Here is a 16,977-nt window from a genome sequence, read left to right as displayed (position 1 = left end):
AAGCGGGCGGGGCCGGCACCGGATGGTGTCGACCCCGCCCGCTGACGGGTGTCAGAGCAGACCGTCGGTGAGGCCCAGCACCCCGCCGGTCGAGGTGGAGGCCTCGCCGTGGGTTGCCGTGTCCCCGCTCACCGAACCACTGACCCCGCCGTCCAACAACCCCTTCGTACCGCCGGTGACGGTCCCGGTGACGCCGCCCAACAGGCCGTCGACCTGCCCGGTCACACCGCCCACAGTGGAGTCGAGGTCCAGCGACGGCACCACGCCGCCGGTGTCGCCGGTCAGGCCGAGCCCGCCCAGGGTGTCACCGACACCGAGCGAACCGACCAGATCGCCGACCTGACTGGTGGTGCCGGGAAGCAGACCGGACGTGGTGTCCAGCAGCCCGGAAGTGGTCCCGTTCACCGCGGACACAGGGTCACCCACCGCGCCGGTGACGTCACCGAGCGCCGGCTCGGTGGTGCGGTCGAGCGGGGCCACCACGTCCGCGTCGAGGGTGTCGGCCACATCGTTCACACCGGACAGATCCACGCCCACGCCGGTGGGGGTCACGCCGACGCCGACTCCCGGGAAGACGGTCGCCCCCGCGGTCACCGTCGACGGGTCGACGGCGATCGTGCCGAGCACGCCGGCCTTGACGTCCACCCCGGAGTGGGAGCTGCCGACGCTGATCTGCTGCGCCACGCTCTGCAACTGGCTGATCGCGTCGGTGGCGTCACCGACCAGCGGGTCGAGGCCGAGCTGCCCGGTCACCGGGGCGACCGGGGCGAGCCCCTGCACCGGGGCGTAGTCCACCACCAGCGGCACCACGTCCTGGACGTCGGCGGCCGTGATGTCACCGAGGCCGGCGGCCCGCAGCGCGCCCTCCGGGTCGAGGTCGAACGCCGACCGGGCGTCCGCGTCGGTCAGCAGGTTGAGCACGAAGTCGTGCAGGGTCTGGTCCATGTTGGGGGTTCTCTCCTCGGCGAAACGTCAACGACCGGTGATCGCCGATGACGCTACGGGCGGTGCCCGGGTCCGGACATCGGGGACGATCCCGCAATCCGACCCGTCCGATTAGGGGCATCCGGGCTCTCGTACGTTAGGGGGAGTGGGGGACCGGCGCCCGCCGAAGTTGGGGCTCCTGATGCCGGAGTGATCTCTGGTACGAACGTAGGAGCCCACGGGGTCCCCCGGGGCGGCCCGCAACGGTGGGCCTGTCCGGCCCACCCCCACGGCCGACGCGGTCAAGGAAGAAAGCAGATGGCCTACGTGCTCGGGATCGACATCGGCAACACCAACACCGTCGCCGCGGTCGCCCGGCACCGTGACGGGCACTGGGGCCACCCCGAGCCGGTCGCCCTGCACCCCGGACCGGGGCCGCTGCCGTCGACGCTGCTGCTGTCCACCGACGGCACGTTCACCCTCGGTGAGGGCGACGAATCGGAGCGTACCGCCCGGGGGTTGCTGAGCCGGGTCGGCGACGACGTGCCGCTGCTGCTCGCCGGTGAGCGGTACCGTCCGGAGACCCTCGTCGCGTTGCTCGCCGCGCACGTGGTCGATCAGGTCCACGGTGCCCGGGGCGCGCCGGCCGAGATGATCGTGCTCAGTCACCCCGCGTCCTGGGGGCGGTACCGCTGCGACCTGCTGCACAACGCGTTGTGGGACTACGGCCTGGGTGCGGTGACGCTGCTACCCCGCACGGTCACCGTGGCGGAGGGTCACGCCGCCCGGGGCTTCGCCGGCGGAGTCGCCGCCATGTACGCACTGGGCGGCGGTACCTTCGAGACCGCACTGGTCCGGCGCAACGCCCGGGACCGGTACGAGACCGTCGGCGTTCCCGCGACACTCACCCGGCTCGGCGGCGCCGACTTCGACGAGGCGCTGGCCGGGCACGTACGGTCCGTGCTCGCCCGGGATCTGGCCACCGCCGGCCCCGGTGCCCGTACCGCTCTGCGTCAGCTGCCCGTCGAGTGCGAACGGGCCAAACGGGAGCTGACCGTCGGGTCGCAGACCGACGTGGCGTTGTCGCTGCCGACCGGGCCCGTCCGGGTGCCGGTGACCAGGCTGGAGTTCGAGGAACTGATCCGGCCGACGGTTCAGGCCACAGTGGAAGTGCTGTCGCAGGCCGTCCGCGCCGCCGACCTGGCACCCGCGCAGCTCGACGGCGTGCTGCTGAGCGGCGGCGCCAGCCGGGTGCCGCTGGTCGCCGAGCTGCTCGCCACGGCCGGTTTTCCGGTCGAGACCGCGCCCGATCCGCAGAACACGGCGGCGGCCGGCGCCGCTGCCGCCGGCACCCGGATCCTGTCCCCACGTCCGTTGCCGGCCGGCCCGCCGCCGCCGGCCGGTCCACCCGCGACGGTCGGCACCGCCGCGGCCCTCGCGACCGCGTCCGTCGGGTCGATGGCGCGCACCGCCGGCCCGCCCGTGGGTCCGGCCGCCGACCTGACCCCCCGCGACGAGCCACCGCCCCGCCCGCCGATCCGCTACCCACCCCTGGACCTGCCGAAGCGATCCCGCCGAAAGCTGACCCGCAACCGGGGACACGAAGGATGACCGCCATGATGACGAGCGCCGTGGCGGACAGCCCGCTGGTCCTCGACGCCGAACCGACCGACCTGCTCGACGCGATCACCGCGGACCCGGCCGCGCCGCTCGCTCTCGGGGTGACCGGCCCGGGTGGCCACGGCCGCACCACCTACCTTCAGGAGCTGGCCGGTCGGTACGCCCGGGCCGGCGTCACCGTCCACACCGAGGTGCCGGCCACCGACGACGCGTACGTCCCCGACACGGTGCTGCTGATCGACGATGCGCATCTGCTCGACGAGGCCCGGCTGGGTACGCTGCGGCGGCTGGTGTCCGACCGCCGGCACCGCATCGCGATCAGCTACCGACCGTGGCCCCGCCCGCCGGTCCTGATCGAGCTGACCGACACGCTGCGTCGGGAGGGCCGCCAACTGCTGCTCACCCCGTTCACCCGGGCGCGCACCGCCGCGTATCTCGCCGCCGTGCCCCGCCTCGGCCGCCGCCCGGACCTGGTCGACTTCGTGCACAGCCAGACCGGCGGGGTGCCTCGGCACGTGGGATGGCTGGTCGACGGGCTGCGCGAGCAGGAGACGGCCAGCGTCGTTCCGACCGAACCGCCCCGCCAGGTGGTCCTGCACCTCGGTCCCGACCTGGACCACCTCTCCTCCGACGTGCGACGGCTGCTGATCGCGTTGGCCGCCGGTGTTCCGCTGCCGGCCGAGGCGCTGCGCCCACTGCTGAACCGCGAACCGGCGGAGATCGACGACCTCGTCGCCGAAGCCCGCGCCGCCGGGCTGCTCGGCGCCGACGGCCGACCCACCCCGCTGGTCCGGCGGGCGGTGACCGCGCTGAGCCCGGCCGCCGACCGCACCGCCGTCTGGCACCTGCTCAGCGAACTCGCGCTCAGCCGCGGCGCACCGGTGTTGCCACTGGTGCGCTCGCTGTTGGCGGCCGGTGTCGCCGGTGAGTGCCCGGCCGCCACCCTGGAGGCGGCGGCGGAGGAGGCCCTCGGTGGCGAACCGGCGCTGGCGGCCCACCTGTTCGCCGCGGCGGGCACCGCCGGCCGCCCCACCGGCGTCCGGCAAGCGGTCGCCGCCACCCTCGCCGGTGACCTCGACCTCGCGCTGCGACTGGCTGACCGGCTGCTCACCACCGCGCCGCCGGACGCCCGCTCGGAGGCCGCTCTCGTCGCCGCCACCGCACTGGCCCACCGCGGACAGACCGACCGCAGCGTGGAGCTGTACCGCTGGTCCGGTGGGGTCAGCGCGCACGCCTTCGCCACGGTCGGCGCGCTCGCCACCGCACGTTCCACCGACCATCCCGAGCCGGTCCCGGACAGCCCGCCGACGTTGCAGGCCGGTGCCGCCCGGCTGATGGCCGACGGGGTGCGCGAAAGTGTCCACGGCACCCCGTCGGCAGCTTTGTCCACCCTCGTGCAGGCGGCGGCCCTGCTCGAACCCGACGGGCGGGCGGTGCTGCTGCCGGACAGCCCCGCCGCGCTGGCGGCGCTGACCGCCGTGCACTGTGGTGAGCTGGACATCGCCGAGCGGGTCCTCGACCGTGCGCTGGCCAGCGGCATCGGCGGGCCGCTGCTGACCGGTCGGCACCGGCTGTTGCGTGCCTGGATCCTGATGGCGCGGGGGCGGATCGCCGCCGCCGGTGAGCAACTCGCCGAGGCGACCGCCGGTGCCGAGCTGGAGTCCCGCGATCTGCTCTTCGCCGCCGGGCTGACCATGGGCATCGCCCGGCGCGCGAGCGACCTCGGCGCGTTGCAGCGTGGCTGGGTGCCGGCGCTGGAGGCGGTGGTCCGCCACCCGGTCGACCTGTTCACGCTGCTGCCGCTGGGCGAGTTGGCCATCGCCGGTGCCCGCCTGGGCGACCTGGGTCGCCTCCAGCCCTACCTGCGGGCCGCCCACGAGTTGCTCGGCCGCCTGGCCGATCCGCCGCTGTGGCGTACGCCGCTGCACTGGAGCGGACTGCATGCGGCGATCCTCACCGACGACCCGGTCGCCGCCGACGAGCACGTCAGCGCCCTGCTCGCCGCCGCCAGCCACAGCCGGTACGCCGCCGTGGTGGCCGCCGCGGCCGAGTGCTGGCTGGAGGTGCTGCGCGGCACCGTCGATCCGGTCCGGGTGGAGGCTGCCGCAAGGGGTCTGCACGACACCGGCCTGTGCTGGGACGGTGCCCGGCTGGCCGGGCAGGCTGCCATCCGCACCGCCGACCGGCGGGCGATGACGGCGTTGCTCGACTGCGCACGGGCGCTTCAGGGCCGGTCCGCCGCCGAGGACCGCAAGCCGGCGGCCGGCACCGTCTCGCCCCGGCTCAGCGACCGGGAGCGGGAAGTGGCCGAACTCGTCGTCGCCGGTCTCACCTATCGGGAGATCGGAGATCGGTTGTTCATCTCCGCCAAGACTGTGGAGCACCACGTGGCCCGGATGCGCTCGCGGCTCAACTGCGCCAACCGCACCGACCTGTTGGCCCTGCTTCGAACCATTCTGGCTGACCCGTCGTACACCACGAACGGACAGCCGTGGCCCCGACGGGCCGCGAACTGAGCCTCGGACCGGCCCTCATCCGCCGGCTCCGCCAACGAGAGGATCTGCCATGACTACTGCGGTGGCCACCGCCGACAACCTCGGCCGCGCGCTCGACAACATCGTCGACCGTGTGCCGGGTGCCCAGTTCGCGGTGGTGCTCTCCCCGGACGGCCTCCTGCTGGGCGCCTCGCGGGGCATCGACGACGAACTCGCCAGCCAACTGTCCAGCATGGTCTGCGGTCTTCAGGCGCTGGGCCTGGCCGCCGCACGCATCTGCGGGGACGGCGAACTGCACCAGGTGGTGGTGCAGATGTCCCGGGCGTTCCTGTTCCACGCCACCACCGGCAACGGCGCCGTCCTCGCCGTCGGTATCGACGGCAACGCGGAGGTCGGCGACATGGCGTACGAGGTGGCCATGTTCGTCGCCCAGGCCGGCGACCACCTTCCGGTGTACCTGGAGCCGGTGGTGGAACGCGTCGCGCTGCGGTGACGTCCGGCGCCGCGGTCAGCCCCGGTCGCGGTGTGCGTCGTACTGCGGTGCCGGGTTCGCCACCTGCCAGAACTCGGCGGGCAGGAACGCGATGACGTCGTCGTACTGACCGGCTTCGACGGCCTCGCGGATCGTGTCGAGGACCGCGCGGATGCCGGCGGTCGCCAGGTCGGGGTCGACGTCCGCCCGCCCACCGACCCGCTGTACGAACACGTCGAGGCCGAAACGCTCGGCGTCCTCACGCGGGCCGAACGCGTATGCCCGCAGCCCCTCCGGCAGGTGACCGGCGAGATCGCGTGCCTCGCCGCCGTCGATCCGCTCCGCCAGGGTGGTAAGCGTTGCTCGGGCGATGGCGGTCGCCTGCTCGGCCGAGGTCCCGGTGCGCTTCGCCACGGAGTCGATGAACTGCTCGTCGTCCACCTCGCCGTACCCCTTTCGCCGCGGATCCGGCGTCTACCCGCCCACCGACGTCCCAAACGAAGGCGTCCGGTGCCACTGACCGCTCCCGCATGATCGGATCGGGCCAGGACGATCGGGCGCGACGAGGGGCGCGCGGGCCAGCCTTGACGGCGGAAGGAGGCCTCATGATCTCGGCACTCAACCGGCTTGTCGACCTCGTCGAGGAGCACCTCACCGAGGAACTCGACGTCACCGGGGCGGCCCGGACGCTCGGCACGACCGAGTACCACCTGCGCCGGATGTTCTCGTCACTGGCCGGCATGCCGCTGTCGGAGTACGTCCGTCGGCGACGCATGACCGTCGCCGCCGCCGACGTCGTCCGGGGCGAGGTCGACCTGCTCAGCATCGCGGTGCGGTACGGGTACGGCTCCACGGAGGCGTTCGGACGGGCGTTCCGGGCCGTCCACGGCGTCGGCCCCGGTGAGGTACGCCGCGACGGAGGCCCCCTGCGTAGCCAACCACAGCTCAGGTTCCGCCTGACCGTCGAAGGGAGCGTCCCTGTGGACACCCGCATCGTCGACCGACCCGCGTTCCGGCTCATCGGACACGCCACCCGGGTTCCGCTCATCCACCACGGCGTCAACCCGCACGTCCAGCGGTACGTCGCCGCGCTGCCGGCCGAGGAGCACCAGCGGCTCAAGGAACTCGCCGACACCGAACCGGGCGGTCTGCTCCAGGTCACCGACGACGTCGCCCCCGACGCCAGCGAGGGCACCGAGCTGACCTACCTGCACGGGGTCGCCGTCGCCCGCGACACCCAGGTCCCGCACGACCTTGAAAGCGTCGAGGCGCCGGCCGGTACGTGGGCCGTCTTCCGTACCGCCGGACCGTACCCGCAGGAGCTGCAACAAACCTGGGCCGCGACCGCGTCGGAATGGTTCCCGTCGAACCCGTGGCGGCTACGGCCGGGCCCGTCGATCGTGGCGATCCTCGACCGGGCGGCCGATTTCAGCACCGCCACCTGTGAGCTGTGGCTGCCCGTCGAACCGGGCTGACGGGTACGGGCGCGCCCCTGGTGACGAGCTGGTGGGTGCCCCCGTGCGGGGTGCCCACCGGTACCGGACCTTCCGGAAGTATCTTGACGCGTTTGGTGGGATCGTTACGATCTGCGCAATGACCGGCCCCACCCTGACCGACGTCCACCCCTCCTGGTTGCCGTCTGAGGTGTTCCGCGCGATCGGCTCCCGGCACTGTCTCGTACTCGGTGCCGGAGGGCTCGTCGACACGGTCGTCACCGAGGTCGAGCGGGCCTGCGCCGAACACGGCGGCAGCGTCCGACGTGCGGCCGAGGGGCCACCGGCGAGCCTGGTGCTCGCCCTGGTCCCGGCCGTCGGCGACGGCGGCCCGGCCGAACTCGACGCCGCCCTGGCCGACCTGAGAACGGCCGACGGCGGGCCGCTCGGCACGGAAGGTTACGCCCTGGCCCGCCGCGGCGAGGTGACGATGCTGCTCGCCGACCAGCCGGCCGGGCTGCTCTACGGGCTGTTCCACCTGGCCCGCCTCGGCGAATCGGCGTTCGGGCCACCGTACCCGGCCCAGCCGCATCGCCCCGCGATGCGCCGTCGCATGCTCGACCACTGGGACAACGTCGACGTGCACCCGGTGATGGGTCAGGTGGAACGCGGCTACGCGGGCGGCTCGATCTTCTGGCAGGCCGGCCAACCCCGGCGGGACCGCGGCCGGGTGCGGGCGTACGCGCGCCTGCTGGCCGCCGCGGGGATCAACGCGGTGACGGTGAACAACGTAAACGTCCACGCCACCGAGGCGCGGCTGCTCACCGAGCGGCTCGACGACGTCGCCGAGATCGCCGACGAGCTTCGCCCGTACGGCATCCGGGTGCACCTGTCGGTCACCTTCGCCGCGCCCGTCGTCCTCGCCGGCCTGCCCAGCGCGGATCCCCTCGATGACGCGGTGCGGGCCTGGTGGGCCGAGACCACGGCGGCGGTGTACGCCCGCATCCCCGACTTCGGCGGCTACGTGGTCAAGGCGGACTCGGAGGGTCAACCGGGCCCGTTCAGCTACGGCCGTGACCACGCCGACGGAGCGAACCTGCTCGCCGAGGCGTTGGCCCCGCACGGCGGCGTGGTGCACTGGCGGGCCTTCGTCTACAACCACCGGCAGGACTGGCGGGACCGCTCCACCGACCGGGCCCGGGCCGCCTTCGATCACTTCGCCCCGCTCGACGGCCGCTTCCGGGACAACGTCATCGTCCAGGTCAAGCACGGCCCGATGGATTTCCAGACCCGGGAACCCGTCTCCCCGGTGATCACCGCGATGCCCAGCACCCGGATGGCGGTGGAGTTCCAGGTGACGCAGGAGTACACCGGCCAGCAGCGGCACGTGTGCTACCTGGCTCCGTGGTGGAGCGAGGTGCTGCGGTTCGGCTGGGGCGACGACGGACGCACCGTTGCCGCTGTGGCCGCCGACGGCGGTGGCCTGGTCGCCGTCTCCAACGTGGGTGACGACCCGTTCTGGACCGGTCATCCGCTGGCCCAGGCCAATCTGTACGCCTTCGGCCGGCTGGCCTGGGATCCGCGGCTGCGACCGGCGGAGGTGCTCGACGAGTGGATCGAGCTGACCTTCCACCCGGAGACCAGCGCCGACCCGGACCTGCTCCGCCGCACGCTGCACGAGATCATGGACGACTCGTGGCGCACCTACGAGCGCTACACCGCCCCGCTGGGCGTGGGCTTCATGGTGCGGCCGGGTCTGCACTACGGCCCCGACGTCGACGGATACGAGTACAGCCGGTGGGGCACGTACCATTTCGCCGACCGTGACGGTGTGGGTGTGGACCGTACCCGGGCCACCGGCACCGGCTTCACCGGCCAGTACCCCCGGCCCTGGTCCCGGGTGTACGAATCCCCGGAGACCTGCCCCGACGAGGTGCTGCTCTTCTTCCACCACGTGCCGTACGAGCACGTGCTGCACAGTGGTCGCACCGTCATCCAGCACATCTACGACACCCACTTCGACGGGGTGGCCGAGGTGGAGGCGGCCTGCCTGCGGTGGAAGTCGCTGGTTGGCCTGGTGGACGCGGCGGTGCACGCCCGGGTGACCGAGCGGCTCGACGAGCAGCTGCGCTGCGCGCGGGAGTGGCGGGACCAGATCAACGCCTACTTCCACCGCAAGTCCGGCGTACCCGACGCGCACGGCCGGCCCCTGCACTGAGCCGGATTGCGGCGACGCCGAGGGTGCGCTGAAGCCACCCCGGCATCCCGTGCCGGCCGCCGTGACGGGCTGCCTGTCGGTCCCGGGGCGTAGCGTGCGGAGGCGTCCGCGACGAAGGAGCAGAGATGATCGACGGTAACGGCAGCCCGGATCTCGAGCCCGCAGCCCGCGCGCTGAAGACACTGCTGCCCAGGGTGACCGATGACCGGCTCTCCGGTCCCACTCCGTGCGAGGGCTGGACGGTCGGCGACCTGCTCGACCATCTCTTGGGGCTGACGATCGCGTTCCGGGCGGCCGTCGAGAAGGGGCCGGATCCCGCACCGAACGGTCCGGGTGACCCCGCCGGCGACAAGCTCGATCCGCAGTGGCGCAGCCGGCTACCGGTCCAGCTCGACGAGCTGGTTGCCGCCTGGCGCGAGCCGGCCGCCTGGACGGGCGAGACCGCGGTCGGCGGGGTGAGGCTGCCGGCCGAGGTCATGGGCGTCGTCGCGCTGGACGAACTGGTCGTTCACGGATGGGATCTCGCCCGCGCGACCGGGCAGCCGTACGACATCGACGACCAGACCCTCGACACGGTCCACCGCCTGGTGTCCCAACAGGCCAGCAGCGACGGCACCCCCGGCCTGTTCGGCCCGTCGATCACCCAGCCCGCCGACGCTCCATTGCTCGACCGGGTACTCGGGCTCACCGGCCGTAGCCGGAACTGGAGGCCGGTTACCTGATCTGTTCGGCGAGCGCGACCATGATGCCCGCCGGACCGCGCAGGTAACAGAGCCGGTAGCTGTCCTCGTACTGCACCAGCTCGCCGACGAGTTCGGCTCCGTGTGGCCGCAAGCGGTCGAGGATCTCCTCGACGTCGTCGACGGCGAACATGACGCGATGTGCGCCCAACGTGTTCGCCGGGGCGGATGGGTCACCGACCCGGCTCGTCGGGCTGTGGTACTTGGTCAGCTCAAGCCGCCCGTGGCCGTCCGGGGTGCGCATCATCGCGATGTCCGACCGGACTCCCTCAAGCCCGACAAGCCGATCCACCGCGCTGCCCTCGACTGTCGCCTCGCCTTCCAACTCCAGGCCGAGTTCGGCGAAGAACGCCTTGGCGGCGGCGAGGTCGTCGACGACGACGGCAACGTTGTCCAACCGTTGAATCGTCCCTCGCTCAGGGCGGCGGCCCCGCTGACCGTTGTCCTCCATGGTGCTCCTTTCCGTGGGCCTGGTCGCCGTCACGTCTGCGTGAGGGCCTGCGCGGTCTCGAAGAGTTCACGCTCCCGCTGCTGATCGTAGGATGCGGCCGAGGAGCGTTCGGCCCGGCCAAGGTGCACGTATGACCCGCTCGGTGCCACGGCCGGACCGGTCGCCACCCGGGCCAGGTGATGGCCGGCGGCGCGGGGGCTCACCGACAACGGTGTGAGGGTGAGCAGCGGCAGCACCCGGGCGGCAGCGAACCGCACGATCGGACCCGCGTCGCGGGTCAGTCCGGTGCCGGGGACAAAACCCGGATTCCAGCTGTACAGCTCAGTGCTGCCCAGCCGCCGTGCCCACTCGTGTACCAGGTAGATGACGGCGAGCTTGCTGGTCGAGTACGCGGTCCGCCCGGCGACCGAGGTGTCCGGCCCGTCGGGGCGGGCCAGTTCCGTCGGGGGTCGCCACACCGGCGCGGGGGCGAGTCCGAGGTTGTGCCGGAAGTCGCCGAAGTGGGTGTCCGATGCCGTGATCACCGCTCGTTGCAGCTGTTCGCCGACGAGCCGCAGCAGGAGGTGGTTGGCGAGCACGTTCACGGCGAACGTCAGCTCGTATCCGTCGGCGCTGCGCCGGGCCCCGCTGGTCACCTGAAGTCCCGCGTTGCCGACGAACGACGTCACGCGGGCCCGTCGTATCACGTGGTCGGCCGCGGCGCGTACCGAGTCCAGGGATGCCAGGTCGGCGCGCACGCCGTACACCTGCTGGTTTCCGCTCTTGTCGCGCAGTGCCTCGGCCAGCCCGCCGGTGCGGTCGGTCACGAACATCCGCAGCCCCGGGTTGGCCGCGAGCATCGCGACCGCCGCGTGCCAGCCGATTCCCCGACTGGCACCGGTCATCAGCATCGTCTCGTCCATGCCTCGACTGTGGCCGCCGCGGCGATGCCCAACCAGCGCCCGGGGCGGCGGTAGGACCCGCAGTACCAGGACCAGCCCGGGCCGGTCGGGATACTGATGGGGTGACCAGTGCCTTCGGCGCCGCCGTGCGAGCGTGGCGGGACCGGCTCTCCGTCGCTGACACGGGCCTGCCCGTGACGGCACGTCGGCGGGCGGCCGGTCTGCGCCGCGAGGAGTTGGCGTCCCTCGCCGGCCTGTCGGTGGACTATGTGGTGCGGCTGGAGCAGGGCCGTGCCCGCAACCCGTCCCCGCAGGTTGTCGCGGCACTGGCCCGGGCCCTCCAACTCAACGGCGCCGAGCGCGACCACCTGTATCGCACCGCGGGTCTCCTCCCGCCCGCCAGCGGTGACGTGAGTACCCACATTCCGCCTGGCGTGGCCCGCATCGCCGCCCGCCTGGGCGATGTTCCCCTGGCCGTGTTCTCGGCCGACTGGACGCTGCTCACCTGGACGCCGCTGTGGGCGTCCCTGCTCGGCGACCCGGCGGCCGTGGCACCGGACGAGCGCAACCTCCTGCGTGTCCTGTTCACGCCGGGCGCGCCGTCCGTGTGGCCGCGCGTCACCAGCGCCGGTGTCCCCGCGACCCTGCCGGCCGCCCTCGTCGCCGACCTGCGCACCACTGTCGCCGCCCATCCGCACGATCGTCGGCTGGCGGCGCTGGTCACCTCGTTGTACGCCACCAGCCCAGAGTTCGCCGCCCACTGGGACTCGGGTGCGGTCGCCGCGCACGAGAGTGACCGCAAGACGATCACGCACCCGGTCGTCGGCCCGGTGACCCTGGACTGCGACGTGCTGACCGCGCACGGTTCCGACCTGCGCATCGTGGTGTACACCGCGCCCGCCGGTTCGTCGGCCGCCGACAAGTTGGACCTGCTACGCGTCACGGGAGTGACCCCGAGCAACGACTGAGGCGCTACCGCCCACCTGGACGGGCAGCCACGTGGTCAGCGGCCGCACCGGTCCAGGCGCTTCCAGGGCCAGTCGGTGGCGATCCAGTTGGCGACGGCGGTGGCGAGCGGCACGTCGAGGTCTGCCCGGTCGGCCCGCACCCAGGACTGGACGGTGACGTCGTACTCCTCGGAGGCTGACGGGTAGAGGTAGACACAGCCGATGACGTCGCGGTCGAGCGGGTCGAGGACGGTGAAGGTGAACCCGGCGCCCCTGGTGAAGTCGTCAGCGTGACGGCGCAGATCGGAGAGGTTCTTCTCCAGCGACATGCCGCTGACAGGTGGCCAGTTGCCGTCCGGGTATCCAGGCGTGGTGCGGATGTGCTCGATGCTCGACATCCAGGCGGCGTGGTCCGCCACGTTGTGCTGCGGGCCCAGCGGTTCGAGGCGGAACCGGTCGGTGATCAGCGATGTCGGCGGGGTGAAGCCGGCTGGTACGAAAGCGTCCGAGGTCATGCGCCGGGACGCTACTGCTCTTGCCGGTCTGCCCGCACCCGCGTTTACTCATGACACCGCTGGAACGGCGACGACGATGTGGGAGGCGAACAGCCGATGGGTCCGTCTGATGCCCCGTCGCTGGGCTCGGCAGCATCTCGTCGTGCTGGTGCCGAGGATGCGCGGGCAGTCGCCGACCTGCTCATCGCTGCCCGCCGTGCCGCGGTCGGCGCGATTCCCACGGCCGTGCATTCGGAGGCGGAGATCCGGGAGTGGGTCAGGGGCGTCGTCGTCGCTGAACGGGAAGTGTGGCTGACGGAGGATGGCCACCAACTGCCGTTGGCCGTGCTGGTGCTGGACGGCCACTGGATCGACCAGCTCTATGTCGATCCCGCCTGGACCGGTCGTGGGTTGGGCTCTCAACTGATCGAGCTTGCCAAGTCCCGTCGGCCGGAGGGCCTTCAGCTGTGGACGTTCGCGGCCAACGTCGGCGCGCAGCGGTTCTACCGTCGGCACGGCTTCGTTCCGGTTGAGGCGACCGACGGGTCGGGTAACGAGGAGAAGGCACCGGACATTCGCTTCGCCTGGCTGCCGTCGTAGCTTGCGGAAGCCGATCATGTTGTCCGATCTCTGCGGCCCGTCCCCGCCGGCGCGACGCTGCCGCGAGCGGGTCGGGCCGGCTTCGGGGGTGTCACCGCAGGCGAGGGTCGTTTCCGGCCCGGGTGTCCACGGTCAGCGACAGTGCCCGCGCGACGTCGCCGAAGGAGACGTACGAGAAGTTGGTGGCGTCGCGCTCGTCGTCCACGTCGGGTCCGGTCTCGGGCTCGTCGTGGGTGACGAGCAGACCCTGCCGGTACGTGCCGACGGGGCGGTTGGTCACGGCCAGGCCGTCGGAGCCGTTGATGTCGTCGGCGCCACCGACGCCGGTGACCCGGAAGCTTCCCACCGCCCGGTTCGTGCCTCGGCGCTGGTAGACCGCGAATGAGTCGTCGCCCTGGCTGGACACGATGACATACCCGGTGGAGCCACGCCCGTAGTAGATGTCGACACCTTCGGCATCCGCCGCGAGTAGGTTCCCGCCAAAGCCCTGCGCATCCGGGTCGATCGGCTGGCACTCCTCGGTCTCGCTGTCGTAGACATCGTGGACGCCGAAGTCGGTGACCCGGTCGATGAGCGTGGGTCGGCTCCGTGGCCCGAGCGGCAGTTGCAGCCGCCACAGGCCGACGTCCTCCTGCGCGGCGTAGAGCACACCCGATGCCTGGTCCACCGCGACGCCTTCGAGCTGTGGCAGTACGCCTGGCTCCTCGCAGGGCACCCAGGTCGTGCCGTCCGGCAGCCGGAAGTGGCTCGGCATCGCACGTCGCCGGATGTCCGTGTAACCGAGCTTGCCACCGATGGCCGCGATGCGGACGGTGGCGATGGTCGTCGTGCCCTCCTGGGTGACGACGGCGTACGTCTCGCCGGAGCTCGGCTGCCAGACGGCGAGGCCGTAGGCGGTCTGCTCCTGCTCGACCGCCTCCCGGTCGGGGTTGAACAGGAAGCTCTGGTCCGCTGCGGTGACCTCCGTCAGCGGGGTACGTGCCGCCGCGCCCGCCGGGTCGATGGCGAAGAACCGGAGTTGGTCGTTGTAGCGGTCCGAGACGACGGCGACGTCGACCCGGCGACCGGCCAGGCGGAGGCCGTAGGCGATGTCGACGTTGTTGTAGCGGCCCGGGACAGCATCGCTCCGTGGCGCCTTCGTGGCGGGCAACGACTGGAGCTCACGAGAGCCCATGTCGTAGACGCGGAGGCCGCCCTCCTTGGCGGTCACGATCACCACGGATTTCCGCGAGTCCGCCGGATGGACCCAGATCGCCGGATCGTCACCGGAGGCGTTCCCACCCGCCTCGTCGTCGTACAACACGGGGGTTTCGTTGTTGGTGGTCACGACCGGCGGCCGGGCGGTGGCGGCAGCGGTCACCTGCACCGGGGCGAGCAGCGCAGCGGCGACGACGCCTACCGTCACCGCGGCGCTCAATGTGTGCGTCATGTGCCGGACCCTTCGGCACGGAGATTGCCGCCGATTCGACCGGCGGGTTGCGGGAAGTGGAAATCATCGACACGTTCGGACATCGGTGGTTCGTGCCGCCGTCACCCGCGGACGAGTTCCCGACCACCGGCCAGCGACACCGTCTGGCCGTTGACATGACCGTTCGCCGTCGAAGCCAGGTAGGTGACGGCGGTGGCGACGTCCTCGGGGGTGCAGATGCGGCCGGTGGGGGTCTTCGCCGACTCGGCGGCGACCGCTTCCGGCCCCAGGAACGGAGCGGTCAGTGCCTTGTCGGTGAGGGTGAAGCCGGGGCGCACGATGTTTGTCAGAATGCCGTGGCGGGCTTCCCGGACGGCGAGCACCCGCGCGGCGGTCTCCAGCGCGCCCTTCGTGGTGGCGTAGGCGAGTGGCCCCGCCATGGGTTGCGCGACGATGTCGGTCGACACGACGACGATGCGTCCCCAGCCGGCGGCGCGCATGGCTGGCAGGGCCGCATCGATCAGTGCCAGCGGACCGACGGTGTTGACGGCCAGCGACGTGGTGAGCCCACCGATCTCGTCGGTGTCGAAGGAGGGCCATTGCACGGCGTTGGCGATCAGGGCGGAGACCGGTCCGAGTCGTTCGGTGATCTCCTCGATGACGCCGGGCATGGTGGTGGGACCGTGGTGATCCAGGTGGATGGCGCAGGCCCGGCCGCCGGCTCGCGTGATGGCATCGACCACGTCGAGGGCACCGTCGTGGTTGGTGTACCAGGACGCGGCGACGGAGGCGCCCTCGGCCGCCAGGTGCAGGGCGGTGGCGCGGCCGATGGCCCCGGAGGCCCCGGTGACGAGGGCGACCTTGTTCGACAGACCGGTTTCCATGGCAACTCCATAGTCGGCTATAGGTTAGCCGACTATGGATCAGTTGATGCCGGCCCGTCAACTCGTACACTGCCCGGGTGGAACTGACGGATGTCCTGGCCACCAACAAAGCCCTGGTCAAGGTGGCGAAGCTGTACCGCAGCGCGCAGGCCGACGTACTCGACGCGCTCGCCCTGCACCCGGGGCAGGATGTCCTGCTGTGGCTGCTCGGCCAGGAATCCGACGGTATGACGATCTCTGAGATCGCCGCCCGGCTCGGCGTGGAACAGCCCACGGTGACCCGTAGCCTCAGCCGCCTCGATCAGGGTGGTTGGTTCATCAGGGAGCCCGTACCGGGCGATCGGCGCGCCACCCGCATCCAGTTGACCTCCAAGGGGCGCGCCGTCATCCCGAAGATCGAGGCGGCCTGGCGCACACTCGCCGAGACCGCCACCGCCGGCATGGCGACCGACCAACGAGCCGCGTTCGTCGAACTGCTCGAAAAGGTACGCGGAAACCTCCGCACCCTCACCGCGGAGACCGAGTGAGCGCACCGCTCGTCCGGATGCCCACGATGGGCGGCGCACCGAGGTTCGCTCGGAACGCCGCCAGGTAGGATCTTTCGATCGACGCCGATATGCCGTACACGCGCAGCACCCTCGCCGAGGACCTGGTGGCGCTCGGGGTGCGGAGCGGGTCGGTGCTGTTGGTGCATTCGTCGTTCAAGGCGCTCGGCTGGGTCTGCGGCGGCCCGGTCGCGGTGGTCCAGGCGCTGCTCGACGCGCTGGGCCCGGACGGCACGCTGGTGGTGCCGACGCACACCCCGGACAACACCGACCCCGCCGGCTGGCGGCACCCGCCCGTGCCGGAGTCTTGGTGGCCGGTGATCCGCGCGAACATGCCCGGGTTCGACCCGGCGCTGACGCCGAGCCGGTGGATGGGCGTGGTCGCGGAGACGGTACGCACCTGGCCTTGCGCGCGACGCAGCGACCACCCGCAGGTGTCGTTCGCGGCCGTGGGCCCGGCTGCCGAGACGGTGGTGACCGGGCACCAGCTCGACGAGATGCTGGGGGAGCGCTCGCCCCTGGGTGCCGTCTACCGGCTGGACGGTGACGTCCTGCTGCTGGGCGCGGGACACGACAGCAACACCTCGCTGCACCTGGCCGAGTACCGATTGCCGAACCCGCCGCGCAGGTGGGAGGGGTCGGCAGTGCGCAGCAATGGCGGCCGGACCTGGACCCGCTGGCCGGATGTCGACACCGACGAGAGTGACTTCGACCAGGTCGGCGACGCTTTCGAGAGCACCGGGGGCGCACGGATCGGGCGGGTGGGCGCGGCCGAGTGCCGGCTGATGCGCCAGCGCGAGCTCGTCGACTTCGCCGTCGACTGGCTCGGCACCAACCGGACACCCCGCGATGCACCCCGCTGAGC

Annotated in this window: 17 protein-coding genes; 10 read left to right on the top strand and 7 right to left on the bottom strand. The window is 71.9% G+C overall.

Features of this window, described 5'->3' with window-relative positions:
• Positions 1-51: 51 nt before the first annotated feature.
• Positions 52-945 carry an IniB N-terminal domain-containing protein gene (locus KBX50_RS02510; protein ID WP_210934222.1) on the bottom strand — a complete coding sequence of 298 codons (894 nt, stop codon included), beginning with the start codon at positions 943-945 and terminating at the stop codon, positions 52-54.
• 297 nt (positions 946-1,242) lie between these two features.
• Here KBX50_RS02510 and KBX50_RS02505 point away from each other — a divergent pair, with 297 nt between their 5' ends.
• The 3 genes from KBX50_RS02505 to KBX50_RS02495 are packed head-to-tail and all read left to right on the top strand — an operon-like array spanning position 1,243 to position 5,532.
• Positions 1,243-2,535 (top strand): Hsp70 family protein, encoded by a 1,293-nt coding sequence (locus tag KBX50_RS02505; RefSeq protein WP_210934220.1) that lies wholly within the window; start codon positions 1,243-1,245, stop codon positions 2,533-2,535.
• 5 nt (positions 2,536-2,540) lie between these two features.
• On the top strand, positions 2,541-5,060 hold the full coding sequence (locus tag KBX50_RS02500) for a helix-turn-helix transcriptional regulator (protein WP_210934218.1): 2,520 nt from the start codon (positions 2,541-2,543) through the stop codon (positions 5,058-5,060).
• A 49-nt stretch (positions 5,061-5,109) separates the two neighbouring features.
• A complete protein-coding gene (locus KBX50_RS02495; protein ID WP_210934216.1) occupies positions 5,110-5,532 on the top strand; it encodes a roadblock/LC7 domain-containing protein in 423 nt (140 codons plus the stop codon).
• Between the two features lie 15 nt (positions 5,533-5,547).
• Here the strand turns inward: KBX50_RS02495 and KBX50_RS02490 are convergent, their stop codons facing one another.
• Complete coding sequence (locus tag KBX50_RS02490) at positions 5,548-5,952, bottom strand: DUF2267 domain-containing protein (protein ID WP_210934213.1); 405 nt, start codon at positions 5,950-5,952, stop codon at positions 5,548-5,550.
• Positions 5,953-6,116: 164 nt separating this feature from the next.
• Here KBX50_RS02490 and KBX50_RS02485 point away from each other — a divergent pair, with 164 nt between their 5' ends.
• The 3 genes from KBX50_RS02485 (at position 6,117) to KBX50_RS02475 (ending at position 9,884) form a co-directional block, all read left to right on the top strand.
• On the top strand, positions 6,117-6,986 hold the full coding sequence (locus KBX50_RS02485) for an AraC family transcriptional regulator (protein ID WP_210934211.1): 870 nt from the start codon (positions 6,117-6,119) through the stop codon (positions 6,984-6,986).
• Positions 6,987-7,104: 118 nt separating this feature from the next.
• A complete protein-coding gene (locus KBX50_RS02480; protein ID WP_210934210.1) occupies positions 7,105-9,162 on the top strand; it encodes an alpha-glucuronidase in 2,058 nt (685 codons plus the stop codon).
• Positions 9,163-9,287: 125 nt separating this feature from the next.
• Complete coding sequence (locus KBX50_RS02475; protein ID WP_210934209.1) at positions 9,288-9,884, top strand: TIGR03086 family metal-binding protein; 597 nt, start codon at positions 9,288-9,290, stop codon at positions 9,882-9,884.
• Here KBX50_RS02475 and KBX50_RS02470 read toward each other — a convergent pair.
• On the bottom strand, positions 9,877-10,299 hold the full coding sequence (locus KBX50_RS02470; RefSeq protein WP_247672893.1) for a VOC family protein: 423 nt from the start codon (positions 10,297-10,299) through the stop codon (positions 9,877-9,879). The genes KBX50_RS02475 and KBX50_RS02470 overlap by 8 nt on opposite strands.
• 83 nt (positions 10,300-10,382) lie before the next feature.
• A complete protein-coding gene (locus tag KBX50_RS02465) occupies positions 10,383-11,255 on the bottom strand; it encodes an SDR family NAD(P)-dependent oxidoreductase (protein ID WP_210934207.1) in 873 nt (290 codons plus the stop codon).
• A gap of 101 nt (positions 11,256-11,356) precedes the next feature.
• Here KBX50_RS02465 and KBX50_RS02460 point away from each other — a divergent pair, with 101 nt between their 5' ends.
• Positions 11,357-12,202, top strand: coding sequence for a helix-turn-helix transcriptional regulator (locus tag KBX50_RS02460; RefSeq protein ID WP_210934206.1), 846 nt, complete (start codon positions 11,357-11,359; stop codon positions 12,200-12,202).
• 35 nt (positions 12,203-12,237) lie between these two features.
• Here KBX50_RS02460 and KBX50_RS02455 read toward each other — a convergent pair whose 3' ends face one another.
• The gene (locus KBX50_RS02455) at positions 12,238-12,696 is read right to left on the bottom strand and encodes a GNAT family N-acetyltransferase (RefSeq protein WP_210934205.1); all 459 of its coding nucleotides are present in this window, start codon (positions 12,694-12,696) and stop codon (positions 12,238-12,240) included.
• A 96-nt stretch (positions 12,697-12,792) separates the two neighbouring features.
• Between KBX50_RS02455 and KBX50_RS02450 the strand changes: the two genes are divergently transcribed.
• Positions 12,793-13,275, top strand: coding sequence for a GNAT family N-acetyltransferase (locus KBX50_RS02450; RefSeq protein ID WP_210934202.1), 483 nt, complete (start codon positions 12,793-12,795; stop codon positions 13,273-13,275).
• A 91-nt stretch (positions 13,276-13,366) separates the two neighbouring features.
• On the opposite strand, the gene KBX50_RS02445 is transcribed toward KBX50_RS02450, so the two are convergent.
• Together KBX50_RS02445 and KBX50_RS02440 are read right to left on the bottom strand one after the other, a co-directional pair.
• On the bottom strand, positions 13,367-14,704 hold the full coding sequence (locus KBX50_RS02445) for a phytase (protein WP_210934200.1): 1,338 nt from the start codon (positions 14,702-14,704) through the stop codon (positions 13,367-13,369).
• A 101-nt stretch (positions 14,705-14,805) separates the two neighbouring features.
• Positions 14,806-15,567 (bottom strand): SDR family NAD(P)-dependent oxidoreductase, encoded by a 762-nt coding sequence (locus tag KBX50_RS02440; RefSeq protein WP_210934198.1) that lies wholly within the window; start codon positions 15,565-15,567, stop codon positions 14,806-14,808.
• 77 nt (positions 15,568-15,644) lie between these two features.
• On the opposite strand from KBX50_RS02440, the gene KBX50_RS02435 reads away from it, so the two are divergent.
• Both KBX50_RS02435 and KBX50_RS02430 read left to right on the top strand, forming a co-directional pair.
• Positions 15,645-16,094 carry a MarR family winged helix-turn-helix transcriptional regulator gene (locus KBX50_RS02435; RefSeq protein ID WP_210934196.1) on the top strand — a complete coding sequence of 150 codons (450 nt, stop codon included), beginning with the start codon at positions 15,645-15,647 and terminating at the stop codon, positions 16,092-16,094.
• A gap of 89 nt (positions 16,095-16,183) precedes the next feature.
• Positions 16,184-16,975: an aminoglycoside N(3)-acetyltransferase gene (locus KBX50_RS02430; protein WP_210934194.1), complete on the top strand. Its 792-nt coding sequence runs from the start codon at positions 16,184-16,186 to the stop codon at positions 16,973-16,975.
• Positions 16,976-16,977 lie beyond the last annotated feature (2 nt).

The sequence above is a fragment of the Micromonospora sp. C51 genome (genome assembly GCF_018070435.1).
Taxonomy (GTDB): Bacteria; Actinomycetota; Actinomycetes; order Mycobacteriales; family Micromonosporaceae; genus Micromonospora; species Micromonospora sediminimaris.
The sequence above is the reverse complement of the archived record's forward strand: the minus strand, read 5'-3'. Positions and strand labels throughout refer to the sequence as shown.